Raw genomic sequence first — 19,593 nt, 5'->3', positions numbered from 1 at the left:
CGTTCATGGCCAGCGCACTAGCGGCCCCCGGCGGCGTCCGTGACCGCGTCGAGCACCCAGTCGTCCGGCGGACTGCCGCGCAAGCCGTCGGCGGTGGGATAGACCCGGCACTGCAACCCGTAGTCGATCCGGCTCGCCGCCGACGGGTCGACGTCGCGGCCGTCGACCCGCAGCGTCGGCGAGCCCAGGAACCGCAGCGTCCGCGCCCTCTCGGGACCTTCGACCTCGACGAGCCGCACCGGCTCGTGCACGCCCGCACGTGTCAGCAGGTAACCCAGGTGGGCCAGCAACGGCCGGTAGTTCGGGCAGTCCGTGACATAGAGCAGTTCGACAAGCACCGTCACCCTCGCCTCCGTCCGGTCAGAGCGAGTGGCCCACACCAGCGTTGACCGACCTTTCACGCCCGGCAACACTCGACCCGGGCGACGACGCCCGCCGCCGGCACGTGCCGGTCACAAAGCGAGAGGACCGGCTGTGTTCATCAGCACCGACGACCCGCGCGCCGTCGCCGCGGTCGCCGCCGTCCACGCCGGCGACCTGCCCACACTGCGCCAGCTACTCGCCGACCACCCCGAACTTGCCACCGTTCACCTCGGAGACGAGGGGGACCAGGGGATGTCCCGGACCATGCTTCACGTCGCCACCGACTGGCCCGGCCACTACCCGAACGGCCCCGCCACCGTGGCCACCCTGGTCGAGGCGGGCGCCGACGTCGACGCCCGGTTCACCGGGCCCCACACGGAAACCCCGCTGCACTGGGCCGCCAGCAGCGACGACGTCGCCGTCCTCGACGCGCTGCTCGACGCCGGAGCCGACATCGAGGCCGAAGGTGCGGTCATCGGCGGCGGCACCCCGCTCGACGACGCCTGCGCCTTCGGCCAGTGGAAAGCCGCCCGGCGGCTCGTCGAACGCGGCGCCAGCACCACCCTCTGGCACGCCGCCGCCCTCGACCTGCTCGACCGCCTCACCGCCGCCTTCGACGCGACACCGCCCCCGACCGCCGAAGACACCACCCGCGCATTCTGGAGCGCCTGCCACGGCGGCCAACGCCGCACCGCCGAATACCTCCTCGACCACGGCGCCGACATCAACTGGGTCGGTTACGACGACCTGACACCTCTCGACGCCGCCCAACGCACCGGAGCCAACGAACTCGTCGCCTGGCTGCACCACCGCGGCGCCCGGTCCACCGGAACCACCAGCAAGACACAGTGCTGACGAACACCAGCGCATCCTCTGCACACCGCCTCCACTGACCACCGCACCCCTGCCGGTCCACTGAGCCGGGTGGGCCCGGCGAAGGCGCTTGCAGTGCGGCTTCTGCACCCCGGGTTTCGTCATTTCCATCACCGCGCTGCTGCGCGACATCCCGAGCCCGTCGGACGAGGAGATCCGCGAGGGCCTGTCGGGGAACTACTGCCGCTGCACCGGCTACCAGGGAATCCTCGAGGCGGTGCGCCGCGCCGCGGCCACCGGTGCAACCAGCGCGGACGGTTAGCGCCGGGGCCGTCCCGCGCGCCGGATCAGCCACAGGGCGACGACGAGCACCGCCGCGACCGGTGCCATCCGCTTCGCCACGGGCACGGCGATCGTCCCGAGCAGGTTCACCGGGACGGGCTCCTGGCCGCGCGCCTCCGCGCGGGCGGCTGTGATGTCCCCGCCGGCCGGGCGCGGAGCGGGGCGCGTGGCAGCTTCCTGGTGAGGAGCGGGAACGTCCGCCGCGGCAACGGGAGTGTCGTCAGGTGCTGAGTCGGGTACGGAGGCGGGGGCCGCGGAGAGGACGTTGCTCTCCAGGCACTGGACGAACTGCCGGAGCAGCTTGGCGCTCACGTCGGCGAGCACGCCGCGGCCGAACTGCGCGGCCTTGCCGGAGATGGTGAGGTCGGTGGAGAGCCGGACGGCGGTCGCGTCGCCGTCCTCGGTGAGGGTGGCGGTGATGACCGCGCTGGCGTTGCCCTGGCCGCGGGTCTCGCGGCCGTCAGCCCTGATCACGGCCCGGTGGGCGGCGTGGTCCTTCTCCTGGAAGGTGGCCTTGCCCTTGTACTGGGCGGTGATCGGCCCGACCTTCACCTTGACCGCGCCGCGGTACTCCTCGCCCTCGACCGACAACAGCTCGGCGCCCGGCATGCACGGTGCGATCAGTTCGAGGTCGGTCAGCACGTCCCATGCCCGGTCGATCGGCACGGCGACCCGGAACTCGTTGGTCAGCTCCACTGCTTATGTCCTCACGGTGTCGGCGCCGCGGACGACCGGCGCGCCTTCTCCAGCAGCGAGACGATCGTCGCGGGGCTGGCGGGCAAACTTGTGATCTTCACTCCGAACGGGGCCAGCGCGTCGGCTACGGCGTTGACGACCGCCGGGGCCGAGCCGATCGCGCCGCCCTCGCCGACCCCCTTGTAGCCTCCCGGGTCGGGCGCGGGGGTCTCCAGGTGGCCGTACTCGATCGTCGGGACCTCGGTGGTCGTCGGGAGGAGGTAGTCGACGAACGTCGAGGCGAGCGGGTTGCCGTCGGGGTCGTAGGCGAGGTTCTCCAGCAGGGCGCCGCCGATGCCCTGCACGGTTCCGCCGGCGATCTGCCCCTCGACGACGTTCGGGTTGATCATCGGGCCGACGTCCTCGCCGACGATGTGGCGCAGCAGCGTGACCTTGAGCCGCTGCGGCTGCCGGCGGTGCCGGCGCCGAACGGCGTGACCGCCGTGTCGCCCTGGATCGTGGCGACCTGGTCGAGGTCGACGCCCAGCGCGTCGGCGGTCAGCTGCACCACCGTCGTCTCGATGCTGTTGCCGGTCGAGCCGCCGGCCACATAGACGTTCACCGCGCCGGACGGCTCGATGCGGATCGTGGCGCCCTCGGTGGCGTAGTACCCCATCCCGGTCGAGGTGGGCTCCACATAGCTGCAGGTGCCGACCCCGAGGTAGCGGCCGGCCGCGCGGGCCTCGTGCTGCTCGCGGCGGAACGCCCCGTAGTCGAGCATCTCCAACGCTAGGTCGAAGGTCTCCCGCGGGGACATGTGGTCGTAGGGCATCCCGCACGGGTTCACGTACGGCATGTCGGCCAGGCCGAGCAGGTTGCGCCAGCGCAGCGCGACCGGGTCGAGGCCCATCTGCCGGGCGGCGATGTCGAGGAGCACCTCGCGGGCCATCGACTCGAACTGCCAGGGGCCCCGGTAGGCCGTCCGGCCGCTGGTGTTCGAGAACAGCGAGACCGTCGACCAGGTGGCCTGGGGGATCCGGTACGGGCCCGGAAAGATCATCCCGACGGCCGCCGACGTCCCGACCGGCCACGGGCTGGGGTAGGAGCCGACGTCCTGGGCGTGGTCGATGTGGGCGGCGAGGATCTCGCCGTCGGCGGCGAACGCCATCCGCGCCCGGCCGTGCTCGTGGCGGGCCTGGCCGGCCGACATCAGGTTCTCGCGCCGGTCCTCGATCCACTTGATCGCGGCGGGGACCTTGCGGGCCGCCAGCATGACGCACATGTCCTCGCGCAGCGGGATGACCTTCTGGCCGAAGCCGCCGCCGGTGTCGCGCATGATGACCCGGACGCACTGCTCGGGCAGGTCGAGCAGCCGGGCGCAGAACGCCCGGACCTCGTGCGGGGCCTGCGTCGCAGCCCAGATCGTGAGCTCACCGGCGGACCACTCGACGACCAGCCCGCGGGTCTCGATCGGCACCGCGGCGTAGCCCTGCTGGTAGATGGTCTCGTCGGCGACGTGCGCCGCGGCGGCGAAGACCTCCTCGGCCGCGGCCGGCGGCGGGCCGCCCATCCTCCCGGCGACGTTGCCGGGGTAGGCCTCGTGCACCAGGGCGTCCGCCGTCTCGGCGTCGCGGTAGTCGGCGACGGCGGGCAGCGGGTCGTAGTCGACCTCGACCAGCTCGGTCGCGTCCTCGGCGATGTACCGACTCTCGGCGATCACCAGGGCGACCGGGTCGCCGACGAAGCGGACCTCGTCCGAGGCGAGCGCCGGCCGGGGCGTGTCCGGGATGTCCTTGCCCATCGAGGTGTACCACTGCTCGCGGATGTCCGGGTTGAGATCGGCGGCGAGGAACACGGCGTGGACACCGGGGAGGTCCAGCGCGGCCGAGATGTCGACATGGGTGACGCGGGCGTGGGTGAACGGGCTGCGCACGAAGCAGGTGTGCAGCATGCCCGGCCGCCGGACGTCGTCCACGAACGTGCCGTGCCCGGTGAGCAGGCGCCCGTCCTCCACCCGCTGGACCCGGGTGCCCGCATAACGCGCCGCGGTGGTCTCGCGCATGAGCACCTGCTCCGTTCGTGCGCCGGACGGCCGGACGGTCGGATAGCCGGCATACCGCGTACGTCACAGATGTCGCGTACGTCTCACATGCCGCCGGCGCACGACTCTAGCCGTCCGGGCTCGACGATGTTGGGCGACCGCTCAGGAGGGCGCGTCCGCGGCGGTGCCGGCCGCGGACGGGCGGGAACCGGGCCAGCGCCGTACATCCTCCGGGGTGTCGAGGTCGGCGGGATCACCCGGGACCGGCACCTCGTCGACCAGATCCGGGTGCGCGGCGAGGAAGCGGCGCGCACCCTCGTCGGCACCGGCGAGCGCGATCGCCTCGCGCCACAGCCGCGGCGCCATGACGATCGGATGTCCGCGCCGGCCGCCGTAGCGGCCGACGGCGACCCGGCCCGGCCGCCAGGCCGCCAGGACGGCGCGCACCGCGTCCGCGCCGATCCCGGGGGTGTCGACCAGCAGCACCGCGACCGCGTTTACCCCCGCCGTATCGGCAGTGGGCGCCGGGCCGCGGGCGCGGTCCAGCGCGAGTGTGAGCGAGCTGCGCTGCCCGCGGCCGGGGTCAGGGTTCACCACGACGTCCGCGCCTGGAACGGCCGTGCCGTCCCGGACCACCGCGATGATCCAGCGGCAGCCGGCGTCCCGCGCGGCGGCCACCGCGCGGTCCACCAGCCGCGCCCCGCCCACGACGAGCTCGGCCTTCGGCGCGCCCATCCGGCTGCCGCCGCCCGCCGCGAGCACGGCCGCGACGATCCGGGCCGGTGCGTGTCCGGTCATGCCGGCCAGTCTGGTCCCGTCGGTCAGTCTGGTCCCGCCCGCGTGGCGGGAACCGGGGCGGGGAGGATGTCAAACTCGCCGTCATGCCGTTACGTGACTTCGCCGACCCGGCGGCGGTGGCCGGTGCGCTCGACGCGGCCGGGTACGTGCCGGACGAGGGCGTCGCCACCGCCGCGTTCCTCGCCCTGCGGATGGGCCGGCCGCTGTTCGTGGAGGGCGACCCCGGCGTCGGCAAGACCGCGCTGGCGCACGCACTGGCCACGGTCTGCCAGGCCCGCCTGATCCGCCTGCAGTGCTACGAGGGCATCGACGTGAGCCAGGCGCTCTACGACTGGGACTTCCCGCGCCAGGTCCTCCACCTGCGTGCCGCCGCCGGCAGCGCGGACCCGGGCGAGATCGAGGCCTCGCTGTACGACCGCCGCTTCCTGATCGCCCGCCCGGTGCTGCAGGCACTCGAGCAGAGCCCCGCCGTCCTGCTCGTCGACGAGATCGACCGCGCTGACGACGAGTTCGAGGCGTTCCTGCTCGAGGTGCTCGCCGAGGGCTCGGTGACGGTCCCGGAGATCGGCACGATCCGGGCGGACGTCCCGCCGCTGACGGTGATCACCTCGAACCGGACCCGTGAGGTGCACGACGCGCTGAAGCGCCGCTGCCTCTACCTGTGGCTGGACCATCCGGACTTCGCCCGGGAGGTGGAGATCGTCCGGCGGCGGGTGCCGGGCGCGGCGCGCCAGCTCGTCGCGGACGTCGCCCGGGCCACCGCGTGGCTGCGGGAGGCGGGCCTGCTCAAGCCGCCCGGCATCGCCGAGACGATCGACTGGGCGCTGGCCCTGCACACCCTCGGCCGCTCCCGCCTCGACGGGGAGGCGGCGCGGATGACGCTGGGCGCGGTGCTGAAGTACCGGGAGGACATCGTCCGCGCAGAGCGGGAGCTGGGCGAGATCGTCGGCGGGCTGACGTGAACGCGCGGCCGTCCGCCGCGGGTCCGTCCGCCGGGGGTCCGCTCGCCGAACCGGACCCGCTGGTCGCCCTGACCGGGTTCGCCCGCGCGCTGCGCGGCGCCGGCGCGGCGGCGGACGCGAGCCGGGTCGCGACGGCGGTGCAGGCACTCACCCACCTCGATCCCACCAGCGCCGCCGACGTGTACTGGGCCGGTCGCCTGGCGCTGTGCGCCGAACCGGACGACCTGCCGCGCTACGACGCGCTGTTCGACGAGTGGTTCCGCGGGCGCCTCGACGGGCTGCCCGGGCAGGCCGCCGCCGGGGCCGTCGCGCCGTCGTCGCGGGCGGTGCGGGTCTGGCCGTCCAGCGGCGCCGGCACCGCGCGCGACGACGGTGACGACAGCCCGGCCGACCCGCTCCCCGTCGGCGCGAGCGACGTCGAGCTGCTGCGCCGCCGCGACGTCGCGGACCTCAGCCCGGCGGAGCGGGCCGAGATCGACCGGCTCGTCGGCCTGCTCGCCCCCCGGGTCGGGTCCCGTCCCAGCCGCCGGCGCCGGCCCGGCGGGAACCGCGGGCTCGACCCGCGCCGCACCGTGCGCGCCATGCTGCGCGACGGCGGCGAGCCCGGTGAGCTCGTCCGCGCGCGCCCGCGGGTACGGCCCCGGCGGCTGGTGTTCCTCGTCGACGTCAGCGGTTCCATGAGCCCCTACGCCGACGTGATGCTGCGCTTCGCGCACGCCGCCGTCCGGGTCGCCCCGTTCGCCACCGAGGTGTTCACCTGTGGGACCAGGCTGACGCGACTCACCCGTCCGCTGCGGCTGCGGGACGCGGGGGAGGCCCTGCGGGCGGCCGGCGAGGCGATTCCCGACTGGAGCGGCGGCACCCGCCTCGGGGAGTCGCTGCGCGCCTTCCTCGACCTGTGGGGGCAGCGGGGCACCGCCCGCCAGGCGGTCGTGGTGATCGTGTCCGACGGGTGGGAGCGCGGCGACGTCACCCTGCTCGCCGAGCAGATGGCCCGGCTGGCCCGGCTCGCGCACCGGGTCCTCTGGGTGAACCCGCACACCGGCCGGGACGGGTTCACGCCGACCGCCGCAGGTATGTCCGCGGCGCTTCCCCACGTGGACGACCTGCTGGCCGGGCATACGTTCCAGGCACTGCGAGGACTTGCCGAGGTGATCTCCGATGCGTGACGTGCTCCCCGACCTCGAGAGCTGGTGGCAGGCGGGGGAGACCGTGGGCCTGGCGACGGTCGTCGGCACCTGGAAGTCGGCCCCGCGCCAGCCGGGCGCGGCGATGGCTGTCACCCCGGACGGCTCGGTCGTGGGCAGTGTCTCGGGCGGCTGCGTCGAGGGGGCCGTGTACGACCTGGCCGAGCAGTGCCGCGCGACGTCCGTCCCCGTCCTGCAGCGCTACGGGGTCAGTGACGACGACGCGTTCGCGGTGGGCCTCACCTGCGGGGGCATCATCGACGTCTTCGTCGAGGCGGTGAGCCGGCGGACGTTCCCCGAGCTCGGCGGGATCCTCGCCGACGTCCGGGACGGCCGGCCGGTCGCGGTCGCGACGCTGGTCAGCGGGGTGGGCACCAGCACCGTCGGGTCCCGCCTCGTCGTCCGGCCGGGCTCCGTCGAGGGCACCCTCGGCAGCGCGCGGTTCGACACGGCCGTCCGCGACGACGCGCGCGGGATGCTGGAGCAGGGCCGGACGGGCATCGTCCGCTACGGCCCGGACGGCGAGCGGCGCGGTGACGACAGTGCCGTCTTCGTCGCCTCCTACGCGCCGCGGCCGCGGCTGATCGTCTTCGGTGCCATCGACTTCGCCGCCGCCCTGGCCAGGGTGGGCGCCTTCCTCGGCTACCGGGTGACCGTGTGCGACGCACGGGCGACGTTCGCCACCCGCAGGCGGTTCCCCGAGGCCGACGAGGTGGTCGTCGACTGGCCGCACCGCTACCTCGCCGCGACGGCGGTGGACGAGCGCACGACCGTCTGCGTCCTCACCCACGATCCGAAGTTCGACGTGCCGCTCCTGGAGGTCGCGCTGCGCCGGCCGCTGGCCTACCTCGGCGTCATGGGCTCGCGCCGCACCAACGCCGACCGCGCGCGGCGGCTGCGGGAGCTCGGCTTCTCCGACGCCGACCTGGCCCGCCTGCACGCGCCCATCGGCCTGGACATCGGGGGGCGCACACCGGAGGAGACCGCGATCTCCATCGCCGCGGAGATCATCGCGACGCGGCACGGGGGATCGGGCGCCCAGCTACGGCAGCTGTCCGGCCCCATCCACCATGACCTGTCCGCGCCGGCCGGTGACCCATCCACGACGTTCGGTGATCCATCCGCGCCGGCCGGTGACGTGCGGGCGTCGGCCCATGACGGCTGAACGTCGAGTGCCGATCGCACGGATCTGATTCCTGTTACTCTCCGGCCGTGCTGTTCGCCTTACGCTTCGACTTCCGTAATCCGGACCTCGCCGGTACGACCATGGCCGACCGTTACGCGGCGGCCCTCGACATGGCCGAGTGGGCTGACCAGCTGGGCTGCGTGACCATCGCGGTCTCGGAGCACCACGGCTCGCCGGACGGCTACCTTCCCAGCCCGATCCCGATGCTCGCGGCGATGGCCGCCCGCACCACCAAGGTGCGCTTCCGTATCGCGGCGCTCATCGCACCGTTTCACGACCCGCTGCGCCTCGCCGAGGACCTGATCTTCCTCGACAACATCAGCAAGGGTCGCGTCGACCTGATCGTCGCGGGCGGGTACGTCCGCGAGGAGTTCGCCATGTTCGACATCCCGATGTCCGAACGCGGGCGCCGGGTGACCGAGACCGTGACGACCCTCAAGGCCGCGTTCTCCGGCGAGCCGTTCGAATACCGCGGCCGGACGGTCCACCTCACCCCCGGTCCCTTCCGCCCCGGCGGCCCGCAGATCTCGCTCGGTGGCAGCAGCGAGCCGGCCGCCCGTCGCGCGGCGCGCATCGCCGACGGCTTCGTCCCCTCGGTGCCGGAGGTCTGGGAGTTCTACCGCGACGAGGTCCAGAAGCTCGGCCGGCCCGATCCCGGACCGAGCCCGATCGGCCCTAACCAGGTCACCGCGCTCGCCGAGGACGCCGACGAGGGCTGGAAGCGAATGTCGCCGTTCTTCCTCCACGAGACGAACGCCTACGGCGTCTGGCAGGCCCAGAACAACGCGGCCTCTCCGTACCGCACGGCTGTCGATGCCGACCATCTGCGCACGACCGGGCAGTACCGGGTGCTGACGCCCGAGCAGCTCGTGGCCGAGCAGAAGGCCGCGTCATTCGCGTTCACCCAGCTCCACCCGCTGTGCGGGGGAATGCCGCCCGAGTCGGCGTGGGACAGCCTGCGCCTGTTCGAGCGCGAGGTTCTGCCGGCCTTCCGCTGATCCGTCGCCCCGTCTGATTCGCGCCCGCCGGCGGTCGACGCCGCTTCTGGCCGCTGGCGGACCGTACTGATCCCTGGTTCCCGAATGCTGATGCCCGAAGCCCGAACCGGCTTCGGGCATCAGCATTTCGGGCCCGTGGAACCCCGGTTTCGCGATTCCAGCCGGCGTTCGTGTTCGCGGGCCGGCGGCCCGCGCGGTCAGATCCCCGGATCGGCCGGGTCCACCCGTACGACGCGGAAGTCGGCGCCGACGATCCGCCCGTACATCTCGGCTGACATCGGGCCGGGGAACGTCCCGACGACGGAGGTCGGGGACCCGGCGTCGTCGACGAGCACGACGGCGTAGGCGCTGGGTGCCGCCCACTTCCCGCGCACGGCGTGCTCGACGTGCCGCCAGCTCTCCTCGGACGGGGGGTGCAGGGGGCTCGGCGTCGTCACGCCGGCCTCGCTCTGCGGAAAATGAATTTAACTTCTTTAAATGAATCTAATGCCACTCTGTCGGCCTCGACGAGGTCGGCCTCGACGAGTCGGCGCCCCTTTGTCATGTATCGCTCCGGTCCGGGCGGTGTTCCTGCTGGATGGCGTCCCCTCTCCCTTCGACCAACGGTCCACCATGACGGGCGATCGGGCGAGGGTGTGAGTGGCGTCATACTGCAGGCATGCGGAGGAAGGGACACAGAGCCACCGGCGCGTCGAATGCGGCACGGTCAACGGGCCGGTCCGGTATGGCACGATCAGCACGGGAGATCAGCGGACGAATTGTGGCGGCCCTGGCGGCCGGCGCCTCGCCCGCGTGGGTGTGACAACAGTCAGACCAGCTGGAATCGGTCGGCGACGAACCAGAACCGAGGACCCCGGGTAGACGATGTGAAGCACATACAACCCTGTCTCGCCAAGTTGTTGGGCGCAATCGTCCAGCGCAGGAAGGCCGCCGGGCTCAGCCAGGCCCAGCTGGCCAACCGGGTGCGTTACCAACCGAGTTACCTCTCGAAGGCCGAGCGCGGCCTGCTGGGCGTGCCGTCGCAGTCGCTCGTGGCCGCGATCGACGCGGAGCTGAACGCCGGCGGCGCGCTCGTCGAGCTGCGCCGTCATGCGTGGCTGGAGGACAAGGGCGGTCAGGCGGGCGTCATCTGGCGGGGAGTCCCGGAGGAGGTGGACATCACGGATCGCCGACAGCTCATCGTCGGGGGCGGCGCCGTCGCGGTCGGGCCGGCGGCGGCCGCGGCCCTGCCGGCCGTGCCAGCACTGTCCGATGCACCGGCATCGTCGGGCGCGTCGGCCGTTCCCGCGCCCCGGTCCGGAGCGGCCGGGCCCCCGGCACCGAGCCGGATCGACCTGTCGGGGCGGTGGTGGACGTCCTGGCAGACCTTCCGGGACGGCAAGGAGATCCGCTCCTCGCAGGAGGTCAGCGTGGAGCAGGCCGGCGAGGTCCTCCGCATCGAGGCGGTCTCGCGCGGGCTGGCCCTGGAGGAGGGCGGCTACCTCTGGTCGGGCGAGCTGCGCGTCTTCGACAACGAGATCGTCATGGGTTGGTACGTGGCGGTCGACGGCCCGGTGCGGTCGAAGGGCACGCTGTTCCTCTCGCTGCACCCGCACGGTGACCGGCTCACCGGCCGCTGGGTCGGCCTCAGCTACGACGGCCTGTTCATCGAGGGGTGGGGAGCGATGGCTCGTTCGGAGGAGGCCACCGTGACCCTGATCGACCGCCTCAAGAAACAGTTTCCGAAGGTGGCGTGACGGCCGCTGGAACCGGCGAGCCGGAGCAGCGTGGAGGACCTCGGTGCGGCGGTCGTCGCCCTCCGGCCGGAGGGCGCGACCGCCGTCACCGAGATCATCTTCCGCATCCGCTCGCCGAGCGTCTCAGCGCGTCGCGCGGATGGACTCCCGCAGCGAGGTCAGCGTGGCGGCGATGGCCGTCGGCTCGTAGCCGCAGTGGGCCATGCAGTTCTCGCAGCGGGGGTCGCGGCCGCGGCCGTACGACTCCCAGTCGGTGGTGTCGAGAAGCTCCTGGTAGCTCGAGGCGTATCCGTCACCCATCAGATAGCACGGCTTCTGCCAGCCGTAGAGGGAGTACGACGGAATTCCCCACGCGGTGCAGGGGAAGTCGACCTTGCCCTCGAGGAAGTCGAGGAACAGCGGCGAGTGCTGGATGCGCCAGCGCTTGCGCCGGCCGTCGGCGAACGCCTTGCGGAAAAGCTCCTGAGTCTCCTTGACGCCCAGGAACTTGTCCTGCTCAGGGGCCTTCTCGTAGGCGTAGGCCGGCGAGAGCATCATGCCGTCGACATTGAGGTCGTTGTTCAGGAAGTCCAGCACCTCGATGACGGTTTGCGGGGTGTCGGTGTTGAAGAACGTGGTGTTCGTCGTCACCCGGAATCCGCGTTCCTGCGCGTCCTTGATCGCGTCGACGGCCTGGGCGAAGACGCCCTTCTTCGCCACGGACTCGTCGTGGCGGTCCTCGAGCCCGTCGATGTGCACCGCGAGCGACAGGTACGGCGAGGGCTTCAGCTTGTCGATCTTGCGCGGGAGCAGCACCGCGTTCGTGCAGAGGTAGATGAACTTCTTGCGCTTGACCAGGCCTTCCACGATCTGCTCGATCTGTGGGTGCATCAGCGGCTCGCCACCCGCCAGACACACGACGGGCGCGCCGCACTCGTCGACGGCGGCGAGCGCCTGCTCGACCGGCATGCGCTGCTTGAGGACGTCCGCGGGGTGCTGGATCTTGCCGCAGCCCTCGCAGGAGAGGTTGCACGCGAACAGCGGTTCCAGCTCGAGCGTGATCGGGAACTTGTCTCGACGTGCGATTTTCTGCTTCAGCAGATAGGCACCGATCTTGATCGCCTGACGCCGCGGAATGCTCATATTCACCCTTCCGGTGTTGATCTACGTTCGCCTGGTGGGTGGTGGAGTCGCGATGCCGTACCGCTCCCCTAAGTCTAAGGAGGCGCCTTATCTAGTTCTTGGAAAAATTCTTCGATGAGAGCTACTTAACCGGCTGGCCGAGATCTTTTTCCGGTCAACTATGTCGCCACCAGCCCGTTTACCGAAGCGAGATGCGATTTTCACGTACCCGCCGGCTACCGCGGTCTCACATCGAACTGGACCTTTGGGCCCGTCTTAGGTCATCGTCAAGGGCACAACGCCCGTCGAGGCGGCGGACGTCCGACTGCTCGCGTACGCACCCGCGAAAGCCGTTGCCCGGCCAGTCAGGCCCGGCGAAGCAGGTCGGAGCCACGACCGTAACCCGGTGGACGGAAATGCGCCGCGCCCGAACGTGCCGGGTCATCGGGCGGGCGGGTCACCGTGCCATCCGGTACCGGGACGCGGGCGGGCCGTCGGATGCCGCCACCGGACTGAAGACCCCGGTCACGCGGTACGTCTCGGCGGGCACCGGCACCGGGCCCGGTCCCGGGACGCGGAATCGTCCCGGCGCGGCCTCGGGGCGCCGATACCAGTACGGGGGCGCCCGGCGGAGCCGGTCCCGGCGGCCGGCGGGGGCGATCGACGTGTATGCGGGGGAGCAGACGCTCGGCCGCGGCATCCCGGCCTGGGGGAGACGAAGGAGCCCGCGGGCGCAGAGGGAGTGGAACGCGCGGAGGAGACGGGGGCGCAGAGGCAGCCGAGGAGACGGCGGAGATCGCGTGGGCGCGGGCGGTGCGCGGCCACGCATGGCCCGCCCGGTCGCGCGGGCCGACGGGTTCCGTTCGCCGGCTTGGGCGTCGGTGCCGTCGAGGTGGTGTGCACCGGTGGTGATCACGGTGCCGGGCGCGGTGCGCCTGATCGTCCAGTGCTGGAGCCGGGGTGGCTTCGTAGCCGACACGATCCGGCGGGTGCCGGGCGGCGTTGTCGGGAACCGTTGTCAGGAACCGTTGTCGGGCGGCGTCATCGGGAACCGGTGCCGGTCAGCGTCGTCGGGGCCGGCACCGGCGCGCTCGTGGTTCGGCCCCGCCGCGGGAGCGCCGTCCCGGGCGGACCGTGCCGGCGGCGGCCGACCACGAGCTGGCGGACGTCACATGTCGAGGCGTGACTCGATGGTGCGCAACCGGTGGCGGGCCATCGCCAGGTTCGCGCGGCTCTTGTCCAGCACCAGATACAGGAACAGGCCGCGCCCAGTGTGGCTGCTCAGAAGCCTGATCAGGTGGTACTGCCGACCGAGGGTGATGAGGATGTCCTCGATGGTGTCCTGCAGGCCGAGGCTCTCCATCGTGCGGATCTTCGCCCGGACGACCTCGGTGTTCCCGGCGGCCGCGATCTCCAGGTCGAAGTTATGGATGTTGCTCAGCTTGCCGAGCGTCATCCCACTCGTGAAGTCGACGAGGGCGACCCCGGTCGCCCCCTCGATCTCCAGCGATTCCTTCAGTGCAACGTCGACGCTGTTCATGTCGCCTCCCACGTGATCATCAACTTCTTCCAGGGCAGCCAGGTCACTGCCTTCGTCGTTGGCGGATCGGTCCGCTCGTGCAAACCACCAGGTCCCGAGCCTTATCCGCATTTCGCCCCACCTGAAAATGGGGGCACTCTCCGGGTCGTCGAGCGCCATGTCGTGGCGGCCCTCTCTCCCGGCAATGCCAACTCGCAGGTGCCTGTCAGGGCCATCTCACCAGGATTCGGGCAGATCTGACCCGTGCATTGGTGGAGCACTTCGCACGGTGATCGACTGACCAGGCAATTAGAGTGTCGCGAGTGCATAAATTGAGAGGTCCGTGGGATTGTCTACCTGAATTCGTATAACCGCAGGTCAAGACAGGTGTCGAGCCCCAGGAGCAGGCGGCGCCGGCGGGACGGGCACGCGACCCGGCCGATTCGTCCCGTGGCCGCGGTGGTCTCGGCCCCGCCACACCGCCCCGAAGCCCCCACGTGGCAGGCGATCCACCATCGTTCCGTGGACGGCCCTCCGGTCCTACGGCCTACAACCGGGAGCCGCCCGCGATGCCACGGGCCACGCCGAGCACGCGTTCAGAGCGGAACGTGTGCTCAGAGCTGAGCGATCTGCTTGGCGATCGTCTCCACGTCGGAGTAGGTCACACCGATCAGCCCGACCTGCTTCCAGCGTAGTATGCCGTTCGCATCCACGAGGAACACCGACCGGCGTAGTCCGAGTCCTGGCAGGGAGATGCCATACTGCTTGACGACCGTGCGGTCGTCGTCCGCGAGCAGGGGAAAGCCGAGAGAATACGAACGGGCGAAGGCTTCGTGGCTGTCGAGGTCCTGCGGGCTGATTCCCCAGACCAGGGCCCCGAGGTCACGGAACACCTCGATGCCGGCGGCGTAGGAACACATCTGCTTCGTGCAGACCGGAGTGTTGTCACCCGGGTAGAAGGCGAGGACGACCGGGTGGCCCCGCTCCCCGGAGAGGGCGAACTCGGACCGGGTGGCCTCCTCACCGGTCAGCGTCAGGCCGGGCAGGGTGAAGTCGGGCGCCGGCTGACCGATCGCGGGCGTCGCCATCTCAGGCCACCCCCCACTCGCGGCCGAGCGACCCGCCGGGCATGACACGGCGGCCCGGGTCACGGGGGCAGCCGGGGTGAACCCGCCTGGTGGGATCGTCGAGAAGACTCGACATCTGGCTCCTTCCGGGTGCGCCGCGGCGGGGACCGGTCGCGTGCGCCGGGTCACTGGACCCGCGCCCGTGGTGGATGACGGCCAAGCCGTGGATGGCTGAATTAGGTAACCGTACCGGTGACGTAAAGCGCCGTGTCACGTTTTCGGCTGTTTCGGTCACCTTTCCACCCACCCACGGGCCGCGGAGCTCGCGGGGGACGGGGCGTCCGAGCCCCGAGCGGGCGTGGGATCTGAAGTGTGGCGACTGAGAGAGTCCATGGTGTCACTCGGTCGCCACGCTTCTGTCCGGTGCCGGGATGGGATCGGGTTGGGGTGCGGCTCGGGCCTCGGGGAAGGTGCCGGGAGGTCCGGTGTAGGGGCGGGTGGTGCGCGGTGGTGTCGTCTGGACATTGTTCTTCTATTGAGGGACCAAGGGCCCTGGTCTGCGGCGATGGTCCCGGCTTCCGGGAATCGGAGTCCGCGGGGCCTTCCGTGCCGCGACAATGGCCGGTCGGGATTGCAGGCCTGTGGCACCGCTCCGAGCGAAGGCCTGCCCACCCAGGTCCGGCTCATATCGAGTCGCCAATGTGTCGATAAAGTGAATGGCTGGCATTTCCGGTTACACGGAACGCATACTGCACGGTCCTGGTATTCCACCGGCGGCTGCGTCGTCGGGTGGCTCTGCGGCACGTGGTCGGCGGCCCCGGATCCTCCAGCTGGTCGACCTGCGTTCCGTCGGGTTCCGTAGCGCGCGGAATGGTGGAGGATGACCTCTTCGGCGGTGAAAGAAGGGTCGATTCCTGACGCGGTGGAACCGTCGCCGAGCGACTTCTTTCGCATCCGCTGGCCGTCTCCGTCGACTACTTTGAGTCACATGACGCGCTGGTGGCTCGCGTCCACGCCCCGCGCTCGCGGCTCCGCCATGCCCTCCCGCGGTAGCCGAGCCGCGGAGCCGCCGCGGTTCCGCGGAGCCGCCCAGCCGCCCAGCCGCGGTTCCGTGGAACCGCGGAATCGCAGCTCCGTAGTCCTGTCACGCCACTGCGTCACGTAGCGCCGTAGCGCCGTAGCGCCGAGCAGGCGACGCGCTCGGCGGTACGGCGGAATGGCTGGTTCAGAAGGTGACGGGTTGCGGAACGCCGCCGCTGCGGGCCAGGAGCACGTCGAGGTCGTAGTCGTACCAGCGGCGCAGCGGCCGCGGCGATGCCGAGCGGCCCCACTCGTACATCTGGCGCTGCGCGTCGAACGAGCCGTCGTGCCACCTACGCAGGACGTCGCCCAGACGCAGCGGCTCGGGCAGGAAGGCGGCGGTGCCGAGCAGGTCCGCGAGGCGTCCGACCGCCTCGGTGGGTGTCGCCTGGCCCTGGTCCACCTCGTCCATCACACCGCCGAGCCGGCGGAACAGGTCCTGGAACTCGGGCAGGTCCGGGCAGAAGGTACCGGGGAAGGGGGCGTCGAAGAGCCGGTCGAACAGCGCCGGGTCGCCCCGCTCGAGGAAGCCGAAGTAGGTGCCGACGATCCGCGAGATGCCCAGGTTCCAGGCCATGAACCACACCTTGGACCAGGCCCGCCACAGGTCGAAGTCCTGGAAGGACGTGTACGAGCCGGCCACCAGCCGGTCGTTCACGTCGAGGATCGTCTGGTTGAGCTGGTCGATGGAGGCGAAGCGCTCGGCCGAGAGGTCGCCGTCGGTGAGGGCGTCCATGAGCATGGGCGCGAAGGCGTAGATGACCTGCATGGTGTTCGCCATGCCGCGGGAGAACAGCGCGTCGATGGCGCCGGCGGCGTGGCTCATCATGGTCCAGCGGTCACCCACCGTCCGGGTGCTGGAGTACTGGGTGCGCCCGGTGGACACCCAGTCCCAGGTGGGCCGGGCGGCGGCGAACTGGCGCGCCACGCTGGGGAAACGGTCCAGGTAGGTCTGCCACTCCTCGTCGGCGGTGACGCCGGGCTGCTTCGGGAAGCGGCGGGTGTCGAGGTTGAGGCCGACGCTGCACAGCGGGTTGGTGGCGCTCTGGTGGTTGTCGAACGGGATCACCCAGAGCCACCCGCCGTCGAAGATGTGGTGCAGCGTCCCCTGGTGCCACGGTGACGGCTGTCCGCTGGGCCGGGTCACCTCGTCGAACGGGGTGACCCCGACCATGTGGGTGAACAGCGTCCGCGAGTGTGTCCTGAACCGGCAGGGGTCCTCGCGCAGGCCGTACTGGTTGGCCAGCACCGAGTTCCGCCCGGAGGCGTCGACGACGTAGCGGACCCGGATCCGCTCACCGGCCCGCGTCGTCAGGGTGGCCGCGTCATCGGTGATCTCTACGTGGTCGACGAAGGTCCGCTGCCGCGGGTGGGCGCCGTGGCGCACCGCGGAGTAGAAGAGGTAGGAGTCGATGTCCTGGCGGTGCATGTGCATCTCAGGGCCGTTCGGGAACTCCGAGACACTGCACTGCGTGACCTCCTCCGGGTCCTGGATCTCCCCCTCCCGGTGGTAGACGAAGCCGAAATTGCGTTTCACGCCGCACGCGGACGAGACGTGCTGCCGGACGCCCTCGAAGCTGCTGACATGGCCGAGCTCCGGGACGTCGAAACGTTGCGCGAGAAGTTTCAGCAGATAGGTCGTCTCGCCGATCGTCGATTCCCCCAGTGCGAATCGCGGGTGTGTTCCACTGTCGATGAGTACCACACTGTGACCGTGGCGGGCGAGGATGTTGGCCAGGGTCGAGCCGGCGATGCCGCTGCCGAGAATGGCAACCGAATAGTCGTACTCGCTCATTGCGTGACTCCCTGTACGCCGCTATCGGAGATGATCAGCGGGTCTCGCTCCGCTTGCGGGCTCTCGAGACCCCCCGATCCCTTCACAATCGCGTACTGAACCACTTATTCGTCCGTTGGTCTAGATAAACGCAATATAAACTCGGATGGATAGGCAATTCTCCCGATATCGTTTGGTATAGAGTTTTTGCTCCTATATTTACCGATTAAGGTAAATGCCCGGAATCGTCCGTTGGGCAGGGTCGTCGGCGGGCCCGTCCCGGCGCGGCGGCGGCCGGCGGGCTGCCACGCTGGTGGCATGGATGTGGCATGGATGCGGTGACGCTGTCGGTGGTGTCCAGTGCGCTGGGCGGCATCGCGGAGGAGATGGGGACGCTGCTCGTCCGGAGCGCGTACTCGTCCAACATCAAGGAGCGGCGCGACTGCTCGGCGGCGATCTTCGACGTGGACGCCCGGATGATCGCTCAGGCCGCCCACGTGCCGGTGCACCTGGGCGCCATGTACGAGTCGGTCCGGGTGGTCGCCGAGCGCGGGCCGCTGCCTGGTGACGTGTGGGTGCTCAACGACCCGTTCTCCGGCGGGAACCACCTGCCCGACGTCACGCTGATCTCCCCGCTCGCGTTCGACGGCGAGGTGGTCGGCTACGCGGCCACCCGGGCGCACCACTCCGACATGGGCGGGATGCGTCCCGGGTCGATGCCCGCGGACTCCACCGAGATCTTCGCCGAGGGCCTGATCATCCCGCCGGTCCGGCTCGTCCGGGCGGGGCGCTGGGAGGAGGACCTGCTCGACCTCATCTGCGCGAACTCGCGGACGCCCGACCTGCGCCGCGGTGACCTGCGCGCGCAGGCGGCGGCGAACGGGCTGGCCGCCACCCGGCTGGCCGAGCTCGCGCGCCGGCACGGCACCGGGCTCGTCCTGGAGTCGTTCGCCGAGGTACTCCGCTACGGCGAGCGGCGCAGCCGGGCGGTGATCGCGCGGCTGCCCGACGGCGTCCACCGGGTGGAGAGCGAGCTCGAGGGCGACGGCGTCGACGACCGGGACATAGCGCTGCGGGTCGCGGTGACCATCGAGGGCGACGGCATCACCGTCGACTTCACCGGCACGTCACCGGCGGTGCGCGGCAACGTCAACTGCCCGCGCGCCGTGACCCGCTCCGCGTGCTGTTTCGCGCTGCGGGTGCTGCTGCCCGACGACGTCCCGACCGGCGACGGCACCTACGCCCCGCTGACCGTGGTGACCGAGCCCGGTTCGCTGGTCGACGCGCAACGCCCGTCCGCCGTCGTGGCGGGCAACGTGGAGACATCGCAGCGCATCGCCGACACGGTGCTGGCGGCCCTGCGGCTGGCGGTCGGCGCCGGGTCGGACGTCCTGGCGGCGCCCGGGCAGGGGACGATGAACAATCTGGTGATCGGCGGCGCGACCTGGACGTACTACGAGACGCTGGGCGGAGGGCAGGGCGCGTCCGCCCGCGGCCGGGGCCCCTCCGGGGTGCACGTGGGGATGACGAACACGCTGAACACCCCGATCGAGGCGCTCGAGCTGGAGTACCCGATGCGGGTGGAGCGCTACGAGCTGGCCGACGGCACTGGTGGGGCCGGCAGGCATCCGGGCGGGGACGGCCTCGTGCGCTCGGTGCGGGTGCTGGAGCCGGCGACGCTGTCCGTCCTGACCGACCGGCGGCGGCACGCGCCCGGTGGGGTGGCGGGCGGTGGGCCCGGCGCGGTCGGGCACAACGATGTTGACGGTGTTCCGCTCCCGCCGAAGGCGAGCCGGCAGCTCCCTGCCGGGTCGGTCGTCACTCTGCGCACACCGGGCGGTGGCGGATGGGGCCCGCCGCCGTAATTCCTCGGGATCGACATCATCGCGCAGGGTGTACGTCTGGCTGTCGATCGTTATCTGGACGGCCACGCGCCCACCTTCGCGCGCGT

General features: G+C 71.2%; 15 protein-coding genes and 2 pseudogenes. 8 read left to right on the top strand and 9 right to left on the bottom strand.

Annotation, left to right across the window (positions count from 1 at the left end; translation table 11 throughout):
- Nucleotides 1-17: 17 nt before the first annotated feature.
- Nucleotides 18-344 (bottom strand): thioredoxin family protein, encoded by a 327-nt coding sequence (locus tag E0504_RS17090; protein WP_200835326.1) that lies wholly within the window; start codon nt 342-344, stop codon nt 18-20.
- Nucleotides 345-474: 130 nt separating this feature from the next.
- Here E0504_RS17090 and E0504_RS17085 point away from each other — a divergent pair, with 130 nt between their 5' ends.
- Nucleotides 475-1,218 carry an ankyrin repeat domain-containing protein gene (locus E0504_RS17085; RefSeq protein ID WP_112106906.1) on the top strand — a complete coding sequence of 248 codons (744 nt, stop codon included), beginning with the start codon at nt 475-477 and terminating at the stop codon, nt 1,216-1,218.
- Between the two features lie 82 nt (nt 1,219-1,300).
- Nucleotides 1,301-1,498 (top strand): annotated as a pseudogene (locus E0504_RS17080) ((2Fe-2S)-binding protein); the annotation flags it as partial.
- Here the strand turns inward: E0504_RS17080 and E0504_RS17075 are convergent.
- The 3 genes and pseudogenes from E0504_RS17075 to E0504_RS17065 form a co-directional block, all read right to left on the bottom strand.
- Complete coding sequence (locus E0504_RS17075) at nt 1,495-2,214, bottom strand: SRPBCC family protein (RefSeq protein ID WP_131625086.1); 720 nt, start codon at nt 2,212-2,214, stop codon at nt 1,495-1,497. The pseudogene E0504_RS17080 and the gene E0504_RS17075 sit on opposite strands and share 4 nt — an antisense overlap.
- 11 nt (nt 2,215-2,225) lie before the next feature.
- Nucleotides 2,226-4,255: pseudogene (locus tag E0504_RS17070) on the bottom strand (xanthine dehydrogenase family protein molybdopterin-binding subunit).
- Between the two features lie 141 nt (nt 4,256-4,396).
- Entirely contained in the window at nt 4,397-5,032 is a 636-nt protein-coding gene (locus E0504_RS17065) for an NTP transferase domain-containing protein (RefSeq protein ID WP_131625085.1), read from the bottom strand.
- 83 nt (nt 5,033-5,115) lie between these two features.
- On the opposite strand from E0504_RS17065, the gene E0504_RS17060 reads away from it, so the two are divergent.
- Genes E0504_RS17060 through E0504_RS17045 form a run of 4 tightly spaced genes read left to right on the top strand, consistent with a single transcriptional unit; the run spans nt 5,116 to nt 9,365 of the window.
- A complete protein-coding gene (locus tag E0504_RS17060) occupies nt 5,116-5,994 on the top strand; it encodes a MoxR family ATPase (protein ID WP_112106909.1) in 879 nt (292 codons plus the stop codon).
- Complete coding sequence (locus tag E0504_RS17055; RefSeq protein WP_112106910.1) at nt 5,991-7,163, top strand: VWA domain-containing protein; 1,173 nt, start codon at nt 5,991-5,993, stop codon at nt 7,161-7,163. Before E0504_RS17060 ends, E0504_RS17055 begins: the two co-directional genes overlap by 4 nt.
- Complete coding sequence (locus E0504_RS17050) at nt 7,156-8,346, top strand: XdhC/CoxI family protein (RefSeq protein WP_131625084.1); 1,191 nt, start codon at nt 7,156-7,158, stop codon at nt 8,344-8,346. Before E0504_RS17055 ends, E0504_RS17050 begins: the two co-directional genes overlap by 8 nt.
- Nucleotides 8,347-8,393: 47 nt before the next feature.
- Complete coding sequence (locus E0504_RS17045) at nt 8,394-9,365, top strand: LLM class flavin-dependent oxidoreductase (protein WP_112106912.1); 972 nt, start codon at nt 8,394-8,396, stop codon at nt 9,363-9,365.
- A 197-nt stretch (nt 9,366-9,562) separates the two neighbouring features.
- On the opposite strand, the gene E0504_RS17040 is transcribed toward E0504_RS17045, so the two are convergent.
- Entirely contained in the window at nt 9,563-9,802 is a 240-nt protein-coding gene (locus E0504_RS17040) for a hypothetical protein (protein ID WP_112106913.1), read from the bottom strand.
- A gap of 429 nt (nt 9,803-10,231) precedes the next feature.
- Between E0504_RS17040 and E0504_RS17035 the strand changes: the two genes are divergently transcribed.
- Nucleotides 10,232-11,101, top strand: a complete 870-nt coding sequence (locus E0504_RS17035) for a helix-turn-helix transcriptional regulator (protein WP_112106914.1) — start codon at nt 10,232-10,234, stop codon at nt 11,099-11,101.
- A gap of 123 nt (nt 11,102-11,224) precedes the next feature.
- Here E0504_RS17035 and hpnH read toward each other — a convergent pair whose 3' ends face one another.
- The 4 genes from hpnH to E0504_RS17015 form a co-directional block, all read right to left on the bottom strand.
- A complete protein-coding gene (gene hpnH, locus E0504_RS17030; protein WP_112106915.1) occupies nt 11,225-12,223 on the bottom strand; it encodes an adenosyl-hopene transferase HpnH in 999 nt (332 codons plus the stop codon).
- 1,147 nt (nt 12,224-13,370) lie between these two features.
- Nucleotides 13,371-13,742: a hypothetical protein gene (locus E0504_RS17025; protein WP_020463613.1), complete on the bottom strand. Its 372-nt coding sequence runs from the start codon at nt 13,740-13,742 to the stop codon at nt 13,371-13,373.
- 593 nt (nt 13,743-14,335) lie between these two features.
- Complete coding sequence (locus E0504_RS17020) at nt 14,336-14,809, bottom strand: peroxiredoxin (RefSeq protein ID WP_112106916.1); 474 nt, start codon at nt 14,807-14,809, stop codon at nt 14,336-14,338.
- A 1,204-nt stretch (nt 14,810-16,013) separates the two neighbouring features.
- Nucleotides 16,014-17,663, bottom strand: coding sequence for an NAD(P)/FAD-dependent oxidoreductase (locus tag E0504_RS17015; protein WP_112106917.1), 1,650 nt, complete (start codon nt 17,661-17,663; stop codon nt 16,014-16,016).
- A gap of 308 nt (nt 17,664-17,971) precedes the next feature.
- Between E0504_RS17015 and E0504_RS17010 the strand changes: the two genes are divergently transcribed.
- The gene (locus E0504_RS17010; protein ID WP_112106918.1) at nt 17,972-19,507 is read left to right on the top strand and encodes a hydantoinase B/oxoprolinase family protein; all 1,536 of its coding nucleotides are present in this window, start codon (nt 17,972-17,974) and stop codon (nt 19,505-19,507) included.
- Nucleotides 19,508-19,593 lie beyond the last annotated feature (86 nt).

It is taken from the genome of Parafrankia sp. BMG5.11, assembly GCF_004337455.1.
The sequence above is the reverse complement of the archived record's forward strand: the minus strand, read 5'-3'. Positions and strand labels throughout refer to the sequence as shown.